This window comes from Aeromicrobium yanjiei, from assembly GCF_009649075.1.
GTDB classification, from domain to species: Bacteria; Actinomycetota; Actinomycetes; order Propionibacteriales; family Nocardioidaceae; genus Aeromicrobium; species Aeromicrobium yanjiei.
This window is the reverse complement of record NZ_CP045737.1, coordinates 701127-719735: the sequence shown is the minus strand read 5'-3', so window position 1 is coordinate 719735 and position 18609 is coordinate 701127. Positions and strand designations below refer to the sequence as shown.

General features: G+C 70.2%; 21 protein-coding genes. 8 read left to right on the top strand and 13 right to left on the bottom strand.

What is annotated here, in order from left to right:
• Nucleotides 1-6 precede the first annotated feature (6 nt).
• Both GEV26_RS03765 and moeZ read right to left on the bottom strand, forming a co-directional pair.
• The gene (locus GEV26_RS03765) at nucleotides 7-306 is read right to left on the bottom strand and encodes an MGMT family protein (RefSeq protein ID WP_153651824.1); all 300 of its coding nucleotides are present in this window, start codon (nucleotides 304-306) and stop codon (nucleotides 7-9) included.
• A gap of 28 nt (nucleotides 307-334) precedes the next feature.
• Entirely contained in the window at nucleotides 335-1507 is a 1173-nt protein-coding gene (moeZ, locus tag GEV26_RS03760) for an adenylyltransferase/sulfurtransferase MoeZ (RefSeq protein ID WP_153651823.1), read from the bottom strand.
• A gap of 132 nt (nucleotides 1508-1639) precedes the next feature.
• Between moeZ and GEV26_RS03755 the strand changes: the two genes are divergently transcribed.
• A complete protein-coding gene (locus GEV26_RS03755) occupies nucleotides 1640-2284 on the top strand; it encodes a TetR/AcrR family transcriptional regulator (RefSeq protein ID WP_243838899.1) in 645 nt (214 codons plus the stop codon).
• Nucleotides 2281-2541, top strand: a complete 261-nt coding sequence (locus GEV26_RS03750) for a DUF3107 domain-containing protein (RefSeq protein WP_243838898.1) — start codon at nucleotides 2281-2283, stop codon at nucleotides 2539-2541. The genes GEV26_RS03755 and GEV26_RS03750 overlap by 4 nt, the downstream gene beginning before the upstream one ends.
• 10 nt (nucleotides 2542-2551) lie before the next feature.
• Here GEV26_RS03750 and GEV26_RS03745 read toward each other — a convergent pair whose 3' ends face one another.
• Complete coding sequence (locus GEV26_RS03745; protein ID WP_153651822.1) at nucleotides 2552-3250, bottom strand: ferritin-like fold-containing protein; 699 nt, start codon at nucleotides 3248-3250, stop codon at nucleotides 2552-2554.
• Nucleotides 3251-3364: 114 nt separating this feature from the next.
• On the opposite strand from GEV26_RS03745, the gene GEV26_RS03740 reads away from it, so the two are divergent.
• A complete protein-coding gene (locus GEV26_RS03740; RefSeq protein ID WP_153651821.1) occupies nucleotides 3365-4822 on the top strand; it encodes a DEAD/DEAH box helicase in 1458 nt (485 codons plus the stop codon).
• A 136-nt stretch (nucleotides 4823-4958) separates the two neighbouring features.
• Here GEV26_RS03740 and GEV26_RS03735 read toward each other — a convergent pair whose 3' ends face one another.
• Together GEV26_RS03735 and GEV26_RS03730 are read right to left on the bottom strand one after the other, a co-directional pair.
• Nucleotides 4959-5642 (bottom strand): L,D-transpeptidase, encoded by a 684-nt coding sequence (locus tag GEV26_RS03735; protein WP_153651820.1) that lies wholly within the window; start codon nucleotides 5640-5642, stop codon nucleotides 4959-4961.
• Between the two features lie 40 nt (nucleotides 5643-5682).
• Nucleotides 5683-6465, bottom strand: coding sequence for a ParA family protein (locus GEV26_RS03730; protein ID WP_153651819.1), 783 nt, complete (start codon nucleotides 6463-6465; stop codon nucleotides 5683-5685).
• Between the two features lie 69 nt (nucleotides 6466-6534).
• Here GEV26_RS03730 and GEV26_RS03725 point away from each other — a divergent pair, with 69 nt between their 5' ends.
• From GEV26_RS03725 to GEV26_RS03705, 5 genes are all read left to right on the top strand, one after another.
• The gene (locus GEV26_RS03725; protein WP_153651818.1) at nucleotides 6535-7293 is read left to right on the top strand and encodes an SDR family NAD(P)-dependent oxidoreductase; all 759 of its coding nucleotides are present in this window, start codon (nucleotides 6535-6537) and stop codon (nucleotides 7291-7293) included.
• The gene (locus GEV26_RS03720) at nucleotides 7290-8117 is read left to right on the top strand and encodes an alpha/beta fold hydrolase (RefSeq protein WP_153651817.1); all 828 of its coding nucleotides are present in this window, start codon (nucleotides 7290-7292) and stop codon (nucleotides 8115-8117) included. The genes GEV26_RS03725 and GEV26_RS03720 overlap by 4 nt, the downstream gene beginning before the upstream one ends.
• Nucleotides 8117-8728, top strand: coding sequence for a sulfite oxidase-like oxidoreductase (locus tag GEV26_RS03715; protein WP_194839957.1), 612 nt, complete (start codon nucleotides 8117-8119; stop codon nucleotides 8726-8728). Before GEV26_RS03720 ends, GEV26_RS03715 begins: the two co-directional genes overlap by 1 nt.
• On the top strand, nucleotides 8725-9450 hold the full coding sequence (locus GEV26_RS03710; protein ID WP_153651816.1) for an FAD-binding oxidoreductase: 726 nt from the start codon (nucleotides 8725-8727) through the stop codon (nucleotides 9448-9450). The genes GEV26_RS03715 and GEV26_RS03710 overlap by 4 nt, the downstream gene beginning before the upstream one ends.
• Before the next feature lie 97 nt (nucleotides 9451-9547).
• Nucleotides 9548-11686: a M14 family metallopeptidase gene (locus GEV26_RS03705; protein WP_153651815.1), complete on the top strand. Its 2139-nt coding sequence runs from the start codon at nucleotides 9548-9550 to the stop codon at nucleotides 11684-11686.
• A gap of 46 nt (nucleotides 11687-11732) precedes the next feature.
• Here GEV26_RS03705 and GEV26_RS03700 read toward each other — a convergent pair whose 3' ends face one another.
• The 8 genes from GEV26_RS03700 to GEV26_RS03665 all read right to left on the bottom strand — a co-directional run bounded on the left by GEV26_RS03700 (nucleotide 11733) and on the right by GEV26_RS03665 (nucleotide 18592).
• On the bottom strand, nucleotides 11733-12557 hold the full coding sequence (locus GEV26_RS03700) for a PHP domain-containing protein (protein ID WP_153651814.1): 825 nt from the start codon (nucleotides 12555-12557) through the stop codon (nucleotides 11733-11735).
• Between the two features lie 29 nt (nucleotides 12558-12586).
• Entirely contained in the window at nucleotides 12587-13300 is a 714-nt protein-coding gene (locus GEV26_RS03695; protein WP_153651813.1) for a hypothetical protein, read from the bottom strand.
• Nucleotides 13297-13881, bottom strand: coding sequence for a histidine phosphatase family protein (locus GEV26_RS03690; RefSeq protein ID WP_153651812.1), 585 nt, complete (start codon nucleotides 13879-13881; stop codon nucleotides 13297-13299). The genes GEV26_RS03695 and GEV26_RS03690 overlap by 4 nt, the downstream gene beginning before the upstream one ends.
• Nucleotides 13878-14915: a MaoC family dehydratase gene (locus tag GEV26_RS03685; protein WP_153651811.1), complete on the bottom strand. Its 1038-nt coding sequence runs from the start codon at nucleotides 14913-14915 to the stop codon at nucleotides 13878-13880. Before GEV26_RS03685 ends, GEV26_RS03690 begins: the two co-directional genes overlap by 4 nt.
• Nucleotides 14916-14939: 24 nt before the next feature.
• Entirely contained in the window at nucleotides 14940-15422 is a 483-nt protein-coding gene (locus GEV26_RS03680; protein ID WP_153651810.1) for a YflT domain-containing protein, read from the bottom strand.
• A 30-nt stretch (nucleotides 15423-15452) separates the two neighbouring features.
• Entirely contained in the window at nucleotides 15453-16646 is a 1194-nt protein-coding gene (locus tag GEV26_RS03675; RefSeq protein WP_153651809.1) for an acyl-CoA dehydrogenase family protein, read from the bottom strand.
• A 98-nt stretch (nucleotides 16647-16744) separates the two neighbouring features.
• Nucleotides 16745-17614: a DMT family transporter gene (locus GEV26_RS03670; protein WP_153651808.1), complete on the bottom strand. Its 870-nt coding sequence runs from the start codon at nucleotides 17612-17614 to the stop codon at nucleotides 16745-16747.
• Nucleotides 17615-17662: 48 nt separating this feature from the next.
• Nucleotides 17663-18592 (bottom strand): TIGR01777 family oxidoreductase, encoded by a 930-nt coding sequence (locus tag GEV26_RS03665; RefSeq protein WP_194839956.1) that lies wholly within the window; start codon nucleotides 18590-18592, stop codon nucleotides 17663-17665.
• Between the last annotated feature and the right edge of the window lie 17 nt (nucleotides 18593-18609).

Genomic DNA, 18609 nt, shown 5'->3' with positions numbered 1-18609 from the left:
CGACACTCAGCGCTCGAACCGCCAGAGCGCCTCGCGCATGTCGACCGCCGAGCCGTTCGCCCGCATCGGCGTCCCCTCGTCGCGGTAGTGCGCCTGGGCGTCGATCGCGTGCGAGGCGGGCAGGCTGCCGTCCACGCGGACGACCCGCCACCACGGCACCGCTGCACCCTCCAGGGCCATCACCCGGCCCACCTGGCGCGGCCCACCGTCCTGCAAGATCTCGGCGATCAGCCCGTACGACAGGACCTGGCCGGGCGGTATCCGCTCGACCAGGTCCAGGACCCGCTCGGTGAAGTCCGGGCTCATCGCCAGCTCCTCCAGCGGGGTTGCTGCGTCAGTACGTCGGCTGGCTGGGGTCGATCTGGTTGACCCAGGCCACGACACCGCCGCCCACGTGCACGGCGTCCTTGTAGCCCGCTCCCTTGAGCACGGCCAGCGCCTCGGCGGAGCGGACGCCGGACTTGCAGTGCAGCACGATCTGCTTGTCGTCCGGCAGCTGCTCGAGCGCCTTGCCGTTGAGGAACTCGCCCTTGGGGATGAGCACCGAGCCGGGGATCTTGTTGATCTCGTACTCGCCCGGCTCGCGGACGTCGACCAGCACGAAGTCGCGGCCGCCGTCGTTGCGCTCCTTCAGCCACCCGTCCAGCGTCGCGACCGAGATCGTCGAGTCGGCGGCCGCGTCGGCGGCCTCCTCGCTGATCGCGCCGCAGAACGCCTCGTAGTCGCTCATCAGCTCGGTCGGCAGGACGCCGTTCGGGTCCCGGCGGATGTTCAGCGTCTGGTAGCGCATCTCCAGCGCGTCGTAGACCATCAGGCGGCCGATGAGCGGGTCACCGATGCCGGTGATCAGCTTGATGGCCTCGGTGACCATGATCGAGCCGATCGAGGCGCACAGCACGCCCAGCACGCCACCCTCGGCGCACGACGGGACCATGCCCGGCGGCGGCGGCTCGGGGTAGAGATCGCGGTACTGCGGCCCCTCCTGCGCCCAGAACACCGACACCTGACCTTCGAAGCGGTAGATCGAGCCCCAGACGTACGGCTTGCCGAGGATCACGGCGGCGTCGTTGACGAGGTAGCGCGTCGCGAAGTTGTCGGTGCCGTCGACGATGAGGTCGTACTGGCTGAAGATCTCCAGGACGTTGTCGTTGTCGAGGCGCTCGTTGTGCACGATCGTCTTGACGTACGGGTTGGTCTCGGCCACCGAGGCCGCAGCCGACTCGGCCTTCGGCTTGTCGATGTCGGACTGGCCGTGGATGATCTGGCGCTGCAGGTTGGACTCGTCGACGACGTCGTCGTCGATGATGCCGAGGGTGCCCACGCCGGCCGCGGCCAGGTAGAGCAGGGCAGGGCTGCCGAGGCCGCCGGCGCCGATGACCAGCACCTTGGCGTTCTTGAGGCGCTTCTGTCCGGTCATCCCGACGTCGGGGATGATCAGGTGCCGGCTGTAGCGACGTACCTCGTCGATGGTCAGCTCTTCGGCGGGTTCCACGAGTGGGGCGACCACGGGTTCTCCTCTGGTGGTGCGATGAAGCTCTGGTGTTCGGCACAACGCCGACGCTGCCCTCCATTGTTCCCGGTCCTGCCACCCACCTGCGCCTCCCGTCCGGATCGTGGGCGGGGCCAGTAGGCTGATCGCGTGACTGAAGCCATCCCGATGCGTACGCGCACGAGCCGCCTGCCGCGCACCGCGCGCCGGGCCCAGCTGCTCGAGGTCGCGCTCGAGGTCTTCGTCGAGCAGGGCTACCACTCGGCCTCGATGGACGAGATCGCCGAGCGTGCGGGCGTCTCCAAGCCCGTCCTCTACCAGCACTTCCCCGGCAAGCTCGATCTGTACCTCGCGCTGCTCGAGACGTCCTGCGACACCGTCATCGACGGGGTCCGCACGGCGCTCGCCTCCACGCAGGACAACCGCCGACGCGTCCAGGCCACGATGGAGCTCTGGTACGACTACGTCGGCGACCGCGGCGCCGCGTTCCGGCTCGTGTTCGAGTCGGACCTGACGAGCGATCCGTCGGTGCGCGAGCAGGTCGACCGGGTCGTCGAGGAGTCCGCCGCCCTGGTCGCCGAGGTCATCCGTGACGACACCGGACTGCCGGACGCGGCCTCCCACCTGCTGGCCGTGAGCCTGGTCGGCATGGGCCACGTGGGCGCGCGCAACTGGCTCTCCCAGGACTCCAGCCTGACCCGCGACGAGGCCGTCCAGCTCGTCGCGGCACTGGCCTGGCGCGGCATCGGCGGGTTCCCCCGCAACGAAGACGACAACATGCAAGGAGATGAGTGACCGTGGAGGTCAAGATCGGCGTGCAGTACGCGCCCCGTGAGCTGTCCGTGTCGACCGAGGAGGAGCCCGCCGCCGTGCTGGCGCTGCTCGACCAGGCACTCAAGGACGGCACCGTGTTCACCCTGACCGACGCCAAGGGCCGTACGGTCGCGGTTCCGGCCGAGAAGGTCGCCTACCTCGACTTCACCTCCGACGTGGGCCGCAAGGTCGGCTTCGGCCTGGCGGCCAGCGAGGCCGTCACCGCCGCCTCGAAGTAGCGCCCCCGGCCTACGCCGCGAGGCCCAGCTTGTCCATCCTCGCGGCGTGGGCCTCGGTGAGGCGGGTGAACATCCGCCCGATCGCGGCCAGGTCCATGCCGGGGTGGTCGACCCCGCCGACCAGCACCGTGCTCAGCGCATCGCGCTCGGCCACGACCATCTGCGCCTGGCTGAGGGCCTCGCCCATCAACCGGCGACCCCACAGCGCGAGCCGTCCGCCGACCCGGTGGTCCTCGTCGATCGCCCGGCGGATCGCGTCGACGACGAAGTCGGAGTGGCCCGTGCCGCTCAGCGTGTCCAGCACCAGCGTGCGGGTGTCCGGATCCAGGTACGCCGCGATCTCGCGGTAGAAGTCGGCCGCCAGCCCGTCGCCGACGTACGCCTTGACGAGGCCCTCGAGCCAGTCCGACGGCCTGGTCTGGCGGTGGAACCGCTCGAACGTCGCCGCGAAGGGCAGCATGACCGCGAACGGGTCCTCGCCCATCTCGACGAGCCGGTCGCGCAGCTTCTCGAAGTGGTGGAACTCGGCCGTCGCCATCGCGGCGATCTCGACCTTGTGCTCCAGGTCCGGGGCCATCTTGGCGTCCTCGGCGAGCCGCTCGCACGCGCTGATCTCGCCGTACGCGAGCAGGCCGAGCAGCTCCAGCACGCCCGTCCGGTAGACCGGATCATCCATCGTCGAGGGGGGCTGAACGTCCTTGGTGGCCATGACTGTGCAGCGTAGCGCGTGGCGTGCTCGCCCCAGACGTTAGACTGGGAGCGGAAATCCCACGAATCTGAAGAATTCGAGAAGACCCTGACTACGTTCAAAGATCTGGGCGTCATGCCCGAGATCGCCGACGCACTCGTTGACGTCGGCATCATCGAAGCTTTCCCCATCCAGGAGATGACGCTCGGCGTCGCCCTCATGGGCACCGACCTCATCGGCCAGGCACGCACCGGCACGGGCAAGACGCTGGCGTTCGGCATCCCCGTCATCCAGCGCACGGTCGCGCCCCACGACCCCGACTACGACCAGGTCGTCGCGGGCAAGCCCCAGGCGCTCATCGTCGCGCCGACCCGTGAGCTCGCGATCCAGGTCGCCAGCGACATCGCGGTCGCGTCGAAGCGTCGCGGCACCCGCAACCTGACGATCTACGGCGGCGTCCCCTACGAGACGCAGCTAGACGCGCTCGAGGCCGGCGTCGACATCGTCATCGGCACGCCCGGTCGTCTGCTCGACCTGGCCAACCGCGGCGTCCTCGACCTGTCGCACGTCAAGTCGCTCGTCCTCGACGAGGCCGACGAGATGCTCGACCTGGGCTTCCTGCCCGACGTCGAGTCGCTCCTGGCCAAGACGCCCGAGACGCGCCAGACGATGTTGTTCTCCGCGACGATGCCCGGCGCGATCGTCGGTCTGGCGCGCAAGCACATGCGCCACCCGATGAACATCCGCGCCGAGTCCGGCGACGACGACAGCCAGATGGTGCCGGCGACGGCACAGTTCGTCTGGCAGGCGCACGACATGGACAAGCCCGAGATCGTGGGCCGCATCCTGCAGGCCGACGACGTGGGCCGCGTCATCATCTTCACCCGCACCAAGCGCACGGCGCAGCGGGTCGCCGATGAGCTCATCGACCGCGGCTTCCCGGCCTCGCCGCTGCACGGCGACATGGCGCAGCCGGCCCGTGAGAAGGCGCTGACCCGCTTCCGCGAGGGCAAGATCGACATCCTCGTCGCGACCGACGTCGCCGCCCGCGGCATCGACGTCGCCGGCATCACGCACGTCATCAACTACAACTGCCCCGAGGACGACAAGACGTACGTCCACCGGATCGGTCGTACGGGCCGCGCAGGCGCGTCCGGCATCGCGGTGACGTTCGTCGACTGGGCCGACATCACCCGCTGGAAGCTCATCAACAAGGCGCTCGGGCTGCCGTTCGACGAGCCGCAGGAGACGTACTCGACGTCGGACCACCTGTTCCACGACCTCGGCATCGACCGCAACGTCAAGGGACGCCTCAAGCCTCCCGCGCCGCGCGAGCCCAAGAAGGACGACGACCGTGGCGGCCGTGGCCGCAGCGGCGGTGGACGCAGCAGCGACCGCGGTGGCCGCTCCGGTGGCGACCGCAGCTCGAGCAACGGCAGCGACCGCGGCTCGAGCAACGGTGGCGGCGACAAGCAGGCGCAGCCCTCGTCGGCGTCCGCCCCCGCGGGCGACGGTGCGACCCGCACCCCCCGCAAGCGCAACCGCAACCGCACGCGCTCGCGCGGCGGCGACCCGGTCGCCAAGTCCGAGTAGGACCGATCTGACGACGTTGACGTCGTCAGAGCAGCACCAACGTCGAAGGATCCGTCCCCCCGGGGACGGATCCTTCGACGTTCCTGCTGTGCCGGCTGCCGAAAGGCCGAAAGATCGGTGCGGGGGGCGGGAGGCGTCAGGCGGTGACGACGACCTGGGTGCCGACGGGGGCGAAGTCCCACAGCGCGATCGCGTCGGGCTTCCACTGGCGCACGCAGCCCGCCGAGAGCCGCTGACCGAGCTGCGACCGGGTCTGCTCGAGCTTGCCGGAGTTGTCGCGGGGCACCGAGTGGAACCCGATCGGCTCGCTGAAACCGGTCGCGAACCGCACGAAGTACTCCATCGTGCCGCTCGCATCGAACGCGGTCGCGTGGCGCGTCTTGGACAGCACCTCGTACGAGCCGGGCTCGAGGTTCTCGAACTTGCTGCCCGATACCCGGTAGGTGCGCTCGACCGATTCGTCGCTCCGGATCAGCCACACCCGCTGGTCGCCCTGGTCGAACACGATGCGCCGGCCCTCACCCGATCCGGGCGGTGGCGCGGGATCGGCGCGGTCGGCCGCGGCGGACACCTTCGCGGTGCGCTCGGCGTCCGCGGACGCCGGGCCGGTGGTCAGGATCTTGTCGAGCGAGGCCGTCTCGATCGGCGACGACACTGACGGCCGGCTCGCGGCCTGATCGGCCGATGCCTTCTCCGCGGTCAGCTGCGGCAGGACGCCTACTGCTGCGCCGCCCACGGCGAGGGTGACGCCGAGAGCAAGGGCGAGGGCGCCGGCCCGTCCACGACGAGCGGCCAGTCGAGGCGCGCGATGCTTGGACACGTCACCATCCTAGCGAGGGCACCGCCGGCACTCCGCGGGGTCAGGCCCTCGTGCCGGCCGTGTCCTTGCCGGACGCGAGCAGGCCCGCCGCCACCTCGCGGTACGCCTGGGCGCCCTTGTGGTTGCGAGCGGTCGACAGGACCGATCGGCCGATCGCGGGGGCCTCGGCGAACTTGATCGTCTTGGGGATCGGCGGGCGCACGACCGGCAACCCGTAGGTCTCCTCGATCGCGGCGAGGACGTTCTGGGCGTGCCGGGTGCGGCCGTCGTACATCGTGGGCAGCACGCCGAGGATGTCCAGGCCCGGGTTGATGAACTGCCGGACGTCGTGGATCGTGTCGAGCAGCTGCCCGACCCCCCGGTGCGACAACGTCTCGGCCTGCAGCGGGATCAGCACCTGCTGGGCCGCGGACAGCGCCCCGACCGTGAGGACACCGAGGGTCGGCGGGCAGTCGATGACGATCCAGTCGTAGTCGTCCGCGACCTTGTCCAGCGCGACCCGCAGGCGCTGCTCGCGTCCGGTCCGCCCGAGGAGGCTCTCCTCGGCCTGGGTCAGCGTGATGTTCGCGGGCAGCAGGTGCATGCCGTCGTCGGTGATGACGATCGCGTCGTCGGCCAGCTTGGTGCCGAGCAGCACCTCCGCGACGCTCACGTCGAGGTCCTCCGGATCGATGCCGAGGGAGAACGTGAGGCTGCCCTGCGGGTCGACGTCGACCAGCAGGACGCGCTGACCGAGCTCGACGAGCGCCGCCCCGAGGGACACCACGGTGGTCGTCTTCGCGACGCCACCTTTCTGGTTCGCCACTGCGATCGTCGTCGTCACGCGGCCATTGTGTCATCGATGACGGCGGCCTGGCCCGCGATGCGCTGACACGTTTGGCATGCTTGGTCCATGACACGTCGTGCGCTGGTCACCGGGGCAACTTCAGGGATCGGCAACGCCTTCGCGAGGGAGCTCGCCAAGCGAGGGCACGACCTGGTGATCGTGGCCCGCACCACCGACAAGCTCGAGCAGATCGCGGCCGATCTTCGCAGCAAGCACCGCGTCGAGGTGGACGTCGTGACCGCCGACCTGGCCACGTCCGAGGGCATGCAGGCAACCGCGAACGCGCTGACCGACACCGCCCGGCCGGTCGACCTGCTCGTCAACAACGCCGGCGCCTCTCTGGCGGGGTGGTTCGGCACGACCGACATCGTCGACGAGGACTACCAGCTCGACCTCCTGGTCCGCGCGCCCATGCACCTCATGGACGCCGCGATCAAGACCATGGCCGGTCGCGGCGGTGGCAAGATCATCAACGTGTCCAGCGTCGCGGCATTCACTCCCCGCGGGGTCTACTCCGCACACAAGGCGTGGCTGCTCAACCTCTCCCAGTGGGCCGACATCCACTACGACGACGTCAACATCTCCGTGCAGGCGCTGTGCCCCGGCTTCGTCCGCACCGAGTTCCACCCGCGCGGCCAGATGGACGTCTCCGACGTCCCCCGGTGGATGTGGCTCGACGCCGACCGGGTCGTCGCGGCGTCGCTGCGCGACCTCCAGCACGACAAGACCGTCTCGATCCCGTCGTTCCGCTACAAGGTCCTGGCCAGCCTCGCCCAGCACATGCCCAAGTCACTGGTCACCCGCATCGCCCGGCGCGGACGATGAGCGTCCCGCGGACGCTCGAGCTCCCCGCGGGCGTACGCAGCGAGGTCCTCGCGGGACTCGACGGAGACATCGCAGCCCTCAGCGCGTCCGCGGTGGGCACCCGGGTCGGTCACGTGCTGCTGGTCCCGGGCTGGACCGGCAGCAAGGAGGACTTCACCCCCGTGCTGCCCCTCCTGGCGGCGGCGGGCTACGACGTCACGGCGTACGACCAGGCCGGCCAGTACGAGAGCGCGCCGGCAGCCGACTACTCCCTCGAGCGCTATGCGGCCAACGCGCTGCACCTGAGCCGGGCCGTCAGCGCGGACGGCAGCCACGTGCTGGGGCACTCGTTCGGCGGCCTCGTCGCCCAGCAGGCGGCGGTCCTCGGCGCGGCAGACCTGCGGACCCTCAGCCTGCTCTGCTCGGGCCCCGGCGCCCTCGGCGACGACGACCGCCGGCCGCTCAAGAAGCTCGTGGCCGCGATCGGCAAGGTGCCGCTGCTGCAGCTGCACGAGCTCCGGGAGCAGGGCGTCAAGCGTCCCGCCCAGATCACCTCGTTCCTGGCCAAGCGGTTCACCGCCAACGACCCGCGCTCGCTGCGGGCGATGACCCAGCTGCTCATCGACGCACCCGACGTCGTCGAGCAGGTCGCGGCCACCGGCCTCCCGGTCTGGGTGGGTCGCGGCGCCGACGACGACGCGTGGCCGCACGACGTCCAGGCCGACATGGCCGGACGCCTCGGGACGCGGATCCACGTCGTCCCCGACTCGGCGCACTCCCCTGCCGTCGAGAATCCCGCAGCCCTGGTCGATGCATGGCTGCCGTTCCTGAAGGAGCACAGCTGATGCCCGTGACCCGTGGATTCACCGGACGCCCCCGCGGGGGCGGCAACGACCGGCTGCCGCCCGGCCAGCACGACACCGGGGCGGGGTGGCCGACCCTGACCGCCGAGCTGACCCCGCAGATCGACGTCGACGAGTGGACGTTGACGCTCGACGGCCTCGTCGAGCAGCCCACGACGTGGGACTGGCGCGGCATCCACGCGCTGCCGGCCGACTCCTACTTCGGCGACATCCACTGCGTCACGACGTGGTCGAAGTTCGACACCACGTTCTCGGGTGTCAGCGTCGACTCGCTGCTCGAGGTCACCGGCGTCAAGCCCGAGGCCACGCACGTGTTCGCGACCTCGACCACCGGCTACACGACCAACCTGCCGCTCGCGGACATCACCGACGGCAAGGCCTGGATCGTGTGGGACTTCGACGGGAAGCCGCTCACGCCCGAGCACGGCGGCCCGGTGCGCCTGCTGGTGCCCCACCTGTACTTCTGGAAGTCCGCGAAGTGGATCACCCGCCTCGAGCTGCGTGACCACGACGAGCAGGGGTTCTGGGAGCGCAACGGCTACCACGACCGCGGCGACCCGTGGCTCGAGCAGCGCTACCAGGGCGACGCATGACCCAGATCGTCCCGACGCCGGTCGCGAGCTCGTGGACCACCGCAGTGGTGCGCGAGGTCGAGCGTCTCGGCCAGGACTTCGTCAAGCTGCGCCTCGAGGTCGCGGACCGCACACCGCACGTCCCCGGGCAGCACTACGTCGTCAGGCTGCGCGCGCCCGACGGCTACACGGCCCAGCGCTCGTACTCGATCGCGTCCGATCCCGACGACCCGCTCGTCGAGCTGATGGTCGAGTGCCTGCCGCGGGGCGAGGTCTCCTCGTTCCTGCACGAGGTGGTCGAGGTGGGTGACGTGCTGGAGGCGCGTGGCCCGATCGGGCGGTGGTTCGTCTGGGGCGGCACCACCCCGGCGCTGTGCGTGGCCGGCGGCTCCGGCGTCGTCCCGTTCGTGTCGATGCTCAGGTACGCCCGGCGCACCGGCACCGAGCCCCTGCTGCGGATCGCCGCCTCGGCGCAGACCCGGGAGCGGCTGCCGTACGCCGACGAGCTCGAGGCCTACGGCGCGTTCATCGCCCTCACCCGGGAGAACCACCTGCAGACCGACGGCAGCGAGCGGGTCGCCGCGCACATCTACCCCGAGGAGATCGTGCCCCTCGCGGAGGGCATCGAGCGGGCGTACGTGTGCGGTTCGGTCGGCTTCGTCAGCTTCGTCGGGCGCATCCTCGGCGAAGCAGGTGTGCGCAGCGACACCGTGCGGGTCGAGCAGTTCGGCCCCACCAGCTGATCCCTCGACCCTTGCCATCTCGCGGCCGCAGTCCTAGGTTGCGAGAAGAGTCTCGGGGGGTATCCGATCTCTCGAGGCGCTCGCCTCGGAGGCAGCCATGTCCAACGACCCCGCACGTCCTGCCCGCACCGCACACCGTCCACGCCGGGGGCGTCTCGCCGCCGTCGCCGGGCTGGGTGCCCTGACCCTGGTCGCGACCGGGCTCGCGACCACCCAGGCGAACGCCTCCCCCGACGATCCGCTCGTCGGTTCCGGCCGTGACCAGACCGGCAAGGTCCAGGTCGTCCACGTCGAGGCACCCACCCCGGCGGCGCGGACCAAGGTCAGCAAGCTCGGGCTGGACATGACCGAGCACGGCGACGCCACCGGTGTCGAGGTCGTGCTGCACGGCAGCAAGGACGCCGCCCGGCTCCGCGGTGCCGGCTTCGACTGGAAGGTCAAGATCCCCGACCTGCAGGCACGGACGGAGGCCAACCAGGCCAAGGACCGGCGCTACGACAAGGCGGTCGCGCAGTCGCCACTTCCGAGCGGACGCACGGCCTACCGCAACCTCGACGACTACAACCGCGAGATGACCCGGCTGGCGAAGCGCTACCCCAACCTGGTGAAGCCGCTGACGCTGCGCAACCGCTCGATCGAGGGCCGCCCGGTCCGCGGCATCGAGATCACCACCAACGCCCGTCAGGTCAACGACGGCAAGCCGGCGTTCTTGATGCTGGGTGCCCACCACGCGCGCGAGTGGCCCTCCGCGGAGCACGCGATGGAGTTCGCCTACGACCTGGTCGAGAACTACCGCACCGACCGACGTACGCGTCGCATCGTGCAGCGCTCGCGGACCATCGTCGTCCCGGTCGTCAACGTCGACGGCTTCGTCGTCTCCCGGACTGCCGCACCCCTGGGCGACTTCAGCGCGTTCGACTACGAGATGAAGCGCAAGAACTGCTCGACGTCGGTCCAGACGCCGGCGGACCGTCGCGGTGGCACCTGTGCCGACAACCCGGCCGGGCGGCTGCGCGGCACCGACCTGAACCGCAACTACCCCGGGTTCTGGGGTGGTCCCGGCGCGAGCGCGCTGTGGTCCTCCGACACCTTCCGCGGCGACGCGCCCGGGTCCGAGCCGGAGGTCGACAACATCCGTCGCCTGATCTCCCAGCGCCAGGTCACCAACCTGATCACCAACCACACCTACGGCAACCTGGTGCTGCGGCCACCGTCGATCCGCTCGACCGGCTTCTCCCCCGACGAGCCGGCCTACCGCGCGCTCGGCGCGGGCATGACGGACGCCAACGGCTACGCCAACTGGGCCTCGTTCCAGCTCTACGACACGTCCGGCTCGACCGAGGACTGGAGCTACTGGAACACCGGCGGCCTCGGTTTCACCTTCGAGATCGGACCCGATGAGTTCCACCCGCCGTTCCAGCAGGGTGTGGTCAACGAGTACCTCGGCCTGGCACCCTCCGCGGGCGCGGGCTTCGGCGGCAACCGCGAGGCGTACTACGTGATGGCGGAGGCCACGGTGAACGCCGGACTGCACTCCACGATCGTCGGCAGCACCCGTCCCAACCGGAAGCTGACGGTCAGCAAGTCGTTCATCACGGCCACCTCGCCGGTCATCCAGACCGACGGATCGACCGGGGCCCCGCGCTACTACCGCGACACCCTCGCCTCGAGCTACCAGACCAAGGGCGGGCAGTTCAGCTGGGCGGTCAACCCGTCCACCCGGCCGCTGGTGGTGGGACGTTACGGCCGTGACCCGCAAGGTCCCCCGCAGCCGGCCCAGACGCTCGTGAACCCCGCGGGCACCCCGGCAGAAGGCGCGTACGAGACTGCGACCTTCACCGTCGCCGGGCAGCCGTCGTACGACAACGGCACCGCCACGGTCGTGATCAACTGGCCGGACGCCCAGGTCGACTGGGACGTCGAGGTCTACGACTCCCGCGGCCGGCCGGTCGCGACCGCGGCCACGCTGGACGACCCCGAGCAGGCGGTGCTGATCGACCCGGCACCCGGCACGTACACGATCCGGTTGATCAACTACGGCGGTGGCGCCACGTCGGACTGGACCGGCCGGGTCGACTACGCGTCCCCCACCCCGGGCACCTACTCCGGGCTCAAGGAGGCGTGGAACCTCACCTGCAGCAACCGCAACGGTCGCGTGCTCTCGACCCGAGAGGTCATCGTCGACCGCGGTGAGACCGTCCGCGTCGGGGACCCCTGCCGGAGGAAGGGCCGCTAGCAGGACCGTCCTGGCCCGGTGATCCGCCGGGCCAGGACGCGCTCCATCAGCCCAGCAGGCGCTCGTACTGCTCGGGATCGGTCGTGTGCACGCCGAGGTGGAACTTCTCGCTCTTGCCCGTGCCGTGGTAGTCGCTGGACCCCGTCGTCACGAGATCGAGGTCGGCGGCGATCCGGCGCAGCTCGCGCCGGGCCTCGTCGTCGTGATCGTTGTGGTCGACCTCGAGCCCGTCGAGTCCCGCAGCGGCCAGCTCCTCGAGCGCCTCGGGGGTCAGCACCTTGTCGCTGCCCCGCGACCACGGGTGCGCGATCACGGCCCTGCCGCCGGCCTCCTTCAGCAGGCGCACCGCCTCGAACAGCGGGGCGGCATAACGGTCGACGTACGCCTTGCCGCTGGAGTTGAGCCAGCCATGGAAGGCCTCGTCGCGGTGGCCGATGTAGTGCTTGGCGACCATCGCGTCGGCGATGTGGGGACGCCCCGAGGCCGCGGCGTCACCTGACTGGGCAGCGACGTCGGCCATCGTGATGTCGATGCCGTGCGACGCGAGCTTGTCGAGCATCTGCGGGAGGCGCTCCTCCCGGCCGTGCAGGACGCGGCGCAGCTCCTCGACCAAGGGCTGGTGGTCCGGGTCGAACTCGTAGCCGAGCAGGTGCACGCTCTCGCCGTGCAGCTGCGTGGAGATCTCGATGCCTCGCACGACGTGGACGCCCAGCGCCTCCCCCGCCGCCAGGGCGTCGTCCCACCCGGTGGTCGCGTCGTGGTCGGTCAGCGCCACGACGTCGAGACCTGCGGCCTTCGCGTTGGCAACCAGCTCTGCCGGCGTGTCCGTGCCGTCCGAACGATTCGAGTGGGTGTGGAGGTCGATGCGCACGGCCACAGGCTATCGGCTGCGACCGACGATCAGGCGAGACGACCGATGTACTCCTCGGCGACCTGGCGAGCGAGCGCCTCGGCGTCACCGGCCCGCTCCTCGGCGTCGAGCACGGAGGCGACGACCTGCACGGTCGTGTTGCCGTTCGAGACATGCAGGGTGATCGAGACGACCGGTGCCGAGTCGGTGTCGCCGTCGGGGTTGGTCAGCACCTCCTCGCGGCGTCCGACAAATCCCTCCCACTCGCCCATCGTCAGGTCGTCGACGGTGCCCACCCCCTTCGAGCCGAACGTGTAGGACGTGTCCGAGGTGTCCTTGCCCTTGGTCGCGAACCTGCCGACGAAACGCCTCTGCTCGGCGCGAGCGTCCGCCACGGCCTGCTCGGCCGCAGACTCGTCCTTCCAGGCCTCCGCCGTCACCTGGAGGTTCTCCGGCAGGACGTACACGTCGTACCGCTTCTTGACCTGCTCGTCGGTGAGTGACGGCTCGAGCTGCACGCCGACGCTCACCCGGTCGGGGTGGGCCCGGCAGGACTCCTCCCCGGGGCACGAGAACACCTTCTCGTCACCACCGGGGACCTGGTTCGTGCGCGGCAGCGCGGCCGCCAGCTCGGCCACGGTGCGCACGGCGGGCCCGGCGGTCGTGGCCGCCGCCCTCTGCGGCGCACCCTCGTCCGACGCCGAGCCGCCGCACCCCGCGAGCACGGCGAGCGTCACGGCGAGAGTGACGACGAGGCGGGTCACGGCTGGACGTTCCAACGGCGGACGACCGGGGTGCCCCGGTCGACACCCAGCACCGAGATGGTCGAGGTGTCGAGAGCGAAGTGGCGGCCCTCGGCGACGTCGACCTCGAGCCACCTGGCTGCCAGCGCGCGCAGCGAGTGCCCGTGCGCGAAGACCAGCGTCTTCCCCTCTGCCGCACGTGCCCGCGCGACGACCCGGTCGAGCCGCTCGCTGACCTCGGCAGCGGTCTCGCCGCCGGGGCTCGGGTGCGACCAGATCGACCAGCCGGGCACCGACTCCTGGATCTGCGGCGTCGTGAGCCCTTCGTAGTCGCCGTAGGACCACTCGACGAGATCCTCGTCGGGCTCGGCGTCGGGGAACCCCGCGAGCTCTGCGGTCCGACGGGCGCGCTGGCGCGGACTGGTCAGCACCTGCGCGAAGTCGAGCTCGGCGAGAAGCGGCGCGAGCGTCCGCGCGCCGGCCTCCCCGCTCGCGGTCATCGGGAGATCGGTCGTGGAGGTGTGCTGTCCGCTCAGGCTCCACTCGGTCTCGCCGTGGCGGACCAGCCAGAGCTGGTCCTCGAGATCGGCCGGGGAGCTCATCGCGGCACGAACGCCCAGTAGTCCAGGTCGAGCAGGACGCCAGGGGCGTACTTGCCGTCCTCGCCCCGCAGGGTGGTGGTCTCGTCGCGCCCCTTGGTCGCGACGAGTCGAAGCCGCAGCGCACCGACCCCGGGGGCCGGCGTCTCGGCCTTGTCGAGCACCTCGGACCACGCGTAGATGGTGTCGCCCGCGAACGCCGGGGCGGTGTGCGCACCCGCGTTGATCGCGGCGATGAGCTGGGCGTTGGCCAGGCCGTTGAACGACAGCGCGCGAGCCATCGAGATGACGTGCCCGCCGTAGACCAGCCGGGTGCCGTCGGGCCGCGCCTCGGTGCTGAAGTGGACCTTGGCGGTGTTCTGCCACAGCCGGGTCGCCAGCATGTGCTCGGGATCGGTCAGGGTCACGCCGTCGACGTGATCGATCGTCTCGCCCACCTCGTAGTCGTCGAAGCGGTGCGTCTCCCCCGCGGCCGCGAAGTCGTACGACGTGAAGTCGAGCCCCTCGGGCACGATGAGGTCCGCGGCATCGACGGCCGGTGCGAGCTCGGGCACGACCGTCTCGGGCGCGGGGGCCTCGGCGTCCCGCTTGTGCACCATGACCCACCGGGCCCAGTCCAGCGCGACCTCGCCGCGCTGGTTGGTCGCGGTCGAGCGGACGTACACCACTCCCGTCCTGCCGTTGGAGTTCTGCTTGAGCCCGATGACCTCCGAGGACGTGCGCAGCGTGTCGCCGGGCACGACCGGACGGTGGAAGCGGCACTCCGCGTAGCCGAGATTGGCCACCGCGTTGAGCGACACGTCGGGGACCGTCTTGCCGAACGCGATGTGGAACGCGATGAGCTCCTCGACCGGGGCGGGGCTCAACCCGACCGACGCCGCGAACTCCGCCGAGGACGGCACCGCGAACCTCGTGGGGTACAGCGCGCCGTACAGCGCACGGTCCCCCTCGGTCACGGTGCGCGGCGTCGCGTGCTCGAGCACCTGCCCGACCTTGAAGTCCTCGAAGAAGTTGCCGGCGTTGGTCTTGGTGGTCATTGCGGTGTGCGCTCCCGGGTGAGGTCAGGCGAAGGGCGAGGTGGTGTTGCCGGGCATCTTGGCCAGCAGGGCCTGTCCGGCGGCGAGGTGCTTGTGCTCGACGAGGATCTCGTACTTGGTCGCCACGACCTTCTGCACCGAGCTGAAGTCCCGCTTGCCGCGCGTGGCCGCGTAGCCGAGCGCACCGGAGATGAGCCCGAACACGATGCCGAACACGATGCCGCCGATGATCGTGACGACCGCCGAGCTGCCCTCCGCGAACAGGCTGAGGAACAGGCCGATGAGCAGACCGAGCCACGCACCGGACGCGGCGCCGGCCGAGAGCACGCGGCCCCAGGTCAGCCGGCCCGTGACCCGCTCGACCTGGCGCAGCTCGGTGCCGACGATCAGGACGTTCTCGACCGGGAAGCCCTCGTCCGAGAGGTAGTCGACGGCCTTCTGCGCGTCGGCGTACTTGTCATAGATGCCAAGCGACTGCGGGTACTCCAACGAGAAGATCTCAGCCATGGTTGCCTCCGAGGGCGACGTCGGTAAGGGCTACAGCTTGTAGTCCTTCAGGAGTGCGCGGCCGATGATCATCTTCTGGATGTCGGACGTTCCTTCACCGATGAGCATGAACGCGGCCTCACGGTAGAGGCGCTCGATCTCGTACTCCTTGGAGTAACCGTAGCCGCCATGGATGCGGAACGAGTCCTGGACGACCTCGTTGCAGTACTCCGAGGCGATCATCTTGGCCATGCCGGCCTCGACGTCGTTGCGCTTGCCGGCGTCCTTGAGGCGTGCGGCCTTGACGACCATCGCGTGCGCGGTCTCGACCTTGGTCGCCATCTCGGCGATGCGGAACAAGATCGCCTGGTGCTGCGCGATGGGCTTGCCGAACGTCTCGCGCTGCTGCGCGTACGCGACGCCGAGCTCGAAGGCCCGGTTGGCGATGCCGACCGCGCGGGCGCCGACGTTGACCCGGCCGACCTCGACACCGTCCATCATCTGGTAGAAGCCCTTGCCCGGGACGCCACCGAGGATCTGCTCGGACGTCGTGCGGTGCTTGTCCAGGATCATCTCGGTCGTGTCGATGCCCTTGTAGCCCATCTTGTCGATCTTGCCCGGGATCGTGATGCCCTGGGCCGTCTCGCCGAAGCCGGCTTCCTTCTCGATGAGGAACGTCGTCATGTTCTTGTAGACGCTGTCCTCACCCTCGTCGGTCTTGACCAGGACCGCGACGAGGGTGGACGAGCCGCCGTTCGTCAGCCACATCTTCTGGCCGCTGATCTCGTAGCCGCCGTCGTCGAGCTTGGTGGCCTTGGTCGAGATCGCCGAGACGTCCGAGCCCAGGCTCGGCTCGCTCATGCTGAACGCGCCCCGGACCTCACCTGTCGCCATCTTGGGCAGGTACTTGGCCTTCTGCTCGTCCGTGCCGTGCTGCATCAGCAGGTACGCCACGATGAAGTGCGTGTTGATGACGCCGCTGACGCTCATCCAGCCGCGCGCGATCTCCTCGACCACCAGTGCGTACGTCAGCAGCGACTCCCCCAGGCCGCCGAACTCCTCGGGGATCATCAGCCCGAAGATGCCCAGCTCCTTGAGGCCCTCGACGATGTCGGTCGGGTACTCGTCCTTGTGCTCCAGGTCGGTGGCGACCGGAAGGATCTCCTTCTCGACGAACTGCCGGACGAGCTTCAGGATCTCCTGCTGATCCTCGGTGAGACCTTCGGTGCTGACCAGACGACCCATCGTGGGTGCTCCCTACGTTGCTGCGGCGATGACACGCTGACTGTACCGAGGGTGCGCTGCCCCCGTCGCGGGGCCGGTGGGGTGACGTGGGCCACCCGTCACTCGGCGAGCACGACCTCCGGCGGCGTGCGGCGCGCGACCACCACGACGAGTCCGGCGAGGATCAGGACGAGGCCCACGTAGACCCCTGCAGGAGGGGTCTGGTCGAGGAAGATGCCCGCCAGGATCGCCGCCCCGGGCACCTCGAGGAGGAGCAGCAACGAGATCAGACCGGGGCTCATCACCGCCAGCAGGTGGTTCAGGACCGAGTGCCCCAGCAGCTGCGCGCAGATCGTCACCGCCACGATCGCGAGCCACGTGCGCCCGGTGAAGTCGACCATCTCGACCTGGGCCACGAGGGCCCCGACCGCGAGGGTGACCGCGCAGATCCCGTAGCACGCGAACGTGTAGGCCGACGTCGAGATGCTCTCGCGCACCCGACTACCGGCCATGAGGTAGAGCGCCGCGGTCAGCCCGCCCAGGAGGGCGAGCAGGTCACCGGCGAGTGCGCGCGCCGACAGCGAGAAGTCGACCCCGGTGATCACGAGCACCCCGACGACCGCGACCCCGATGCCGACCATGACGGCAGGCGCGGCGGAGTCGCCGCGCAGTCGGTCGATGATCACGACGAACACGACCTGCATGCTGACCATCGCGGTCGCGGCGGCGACCGAGGTCATCTTCAGCGACGTGCACCAGGTCGCGAAGTGCGCCGCGAGCATCACGCCGGCGAATCCGACCGTCCGCCAGCCGTCGCGCCCGAGCCCTGCCAGCTCGTGCCTGACCGGCACCGCGAACGGGGCCACCGCGAGCGTTCCGAGCGCATTGCGCCAGAACGCGATCGCGAGAGCCGGGGCGGCGGCCCCGGCCATGAGTGGCCCCGATGCCGAGACTCCCACGATGGCGACGATGGCGAGGAGCGCATTCACCGGACCAGTGTGCAGTGCCCCGGAACCCCCGGCGACCCGGGCCGCTGCTCAGCCCAGCGCGACCGGGAGGAGCCCGCGGCGCGTCTGCCTGGCGATCTGTTCGAGCGCCGACCGGAGCGTGGCGTGCTCGAACACGAAGCCGGACTCCCGGAGCACCCGCGACTCGACCCAGCGGCTCTTGAGGACCAGCTCGGCCTCGGTCCGGATGATCCGGGCACCGATCTCGAGCAGCCAGCGCGGCTCGGCCAGTCCGTGCCGGCGTCCCATCGTCTCTCGCACCAGCCTCATGAGCTCGGCATTGCCGACGACCTCGGGAGCGGCCACGTTGACCGGACCGGCGATCTCGGGGTGCTCGTGCAGGTGGACGATCGCGCGGGCGACGTCGTCCGCGTGCACCCAGCTGAAGCGCTGCTCGCCGTCGCCCATCGGCCCGCCGAAGCCCATGCGGGCCAGGTTGATGAACGGGTTGACCGCCCCGCCGCCGGCCCCCAGGACGATCGTCATGCGCAGCGCGATCCGGCGCACGTCGGTGGCTGCTGCGAAGAGCTCGTGCTCCCAGGCGCGGGCGAGCTCGACCGACAGCCCCGAGCCGATGTCTCCGCCGATCTCGTCCATGGGGCGGTCCCGGGAGTCGCGATAGATCGTCCCGGTGCTCGCATTGACCCAGAGGGCCGGCGGGCTCGCCGCCGCGGCGGTCGCCCGCCCCAGTGCGGCCGTCGTCGCGATGCGCGACCTGAACATCTCGTCGACGTTCGACTTCGTGTAGCGGCAGCTCACCGAGCGGCCCGCGAAGTTGACGAGCAGGTCGGTGCCGTCCACGGCCCGCACGAGCGCGTCGGGGTCGTCCCACGTCGCGTCGCTTCCCGCGCCACGTCCGATGGCCCGCACGGTGACGCCCTGCGCCTCGAGGTGCTGCCGCACGTACGTGCCGACATGTCCGGTTGCCCCCGCGATCGTCGCGGTCCTCAGATCGTGCATGCCGCCTCCTCGTTGAA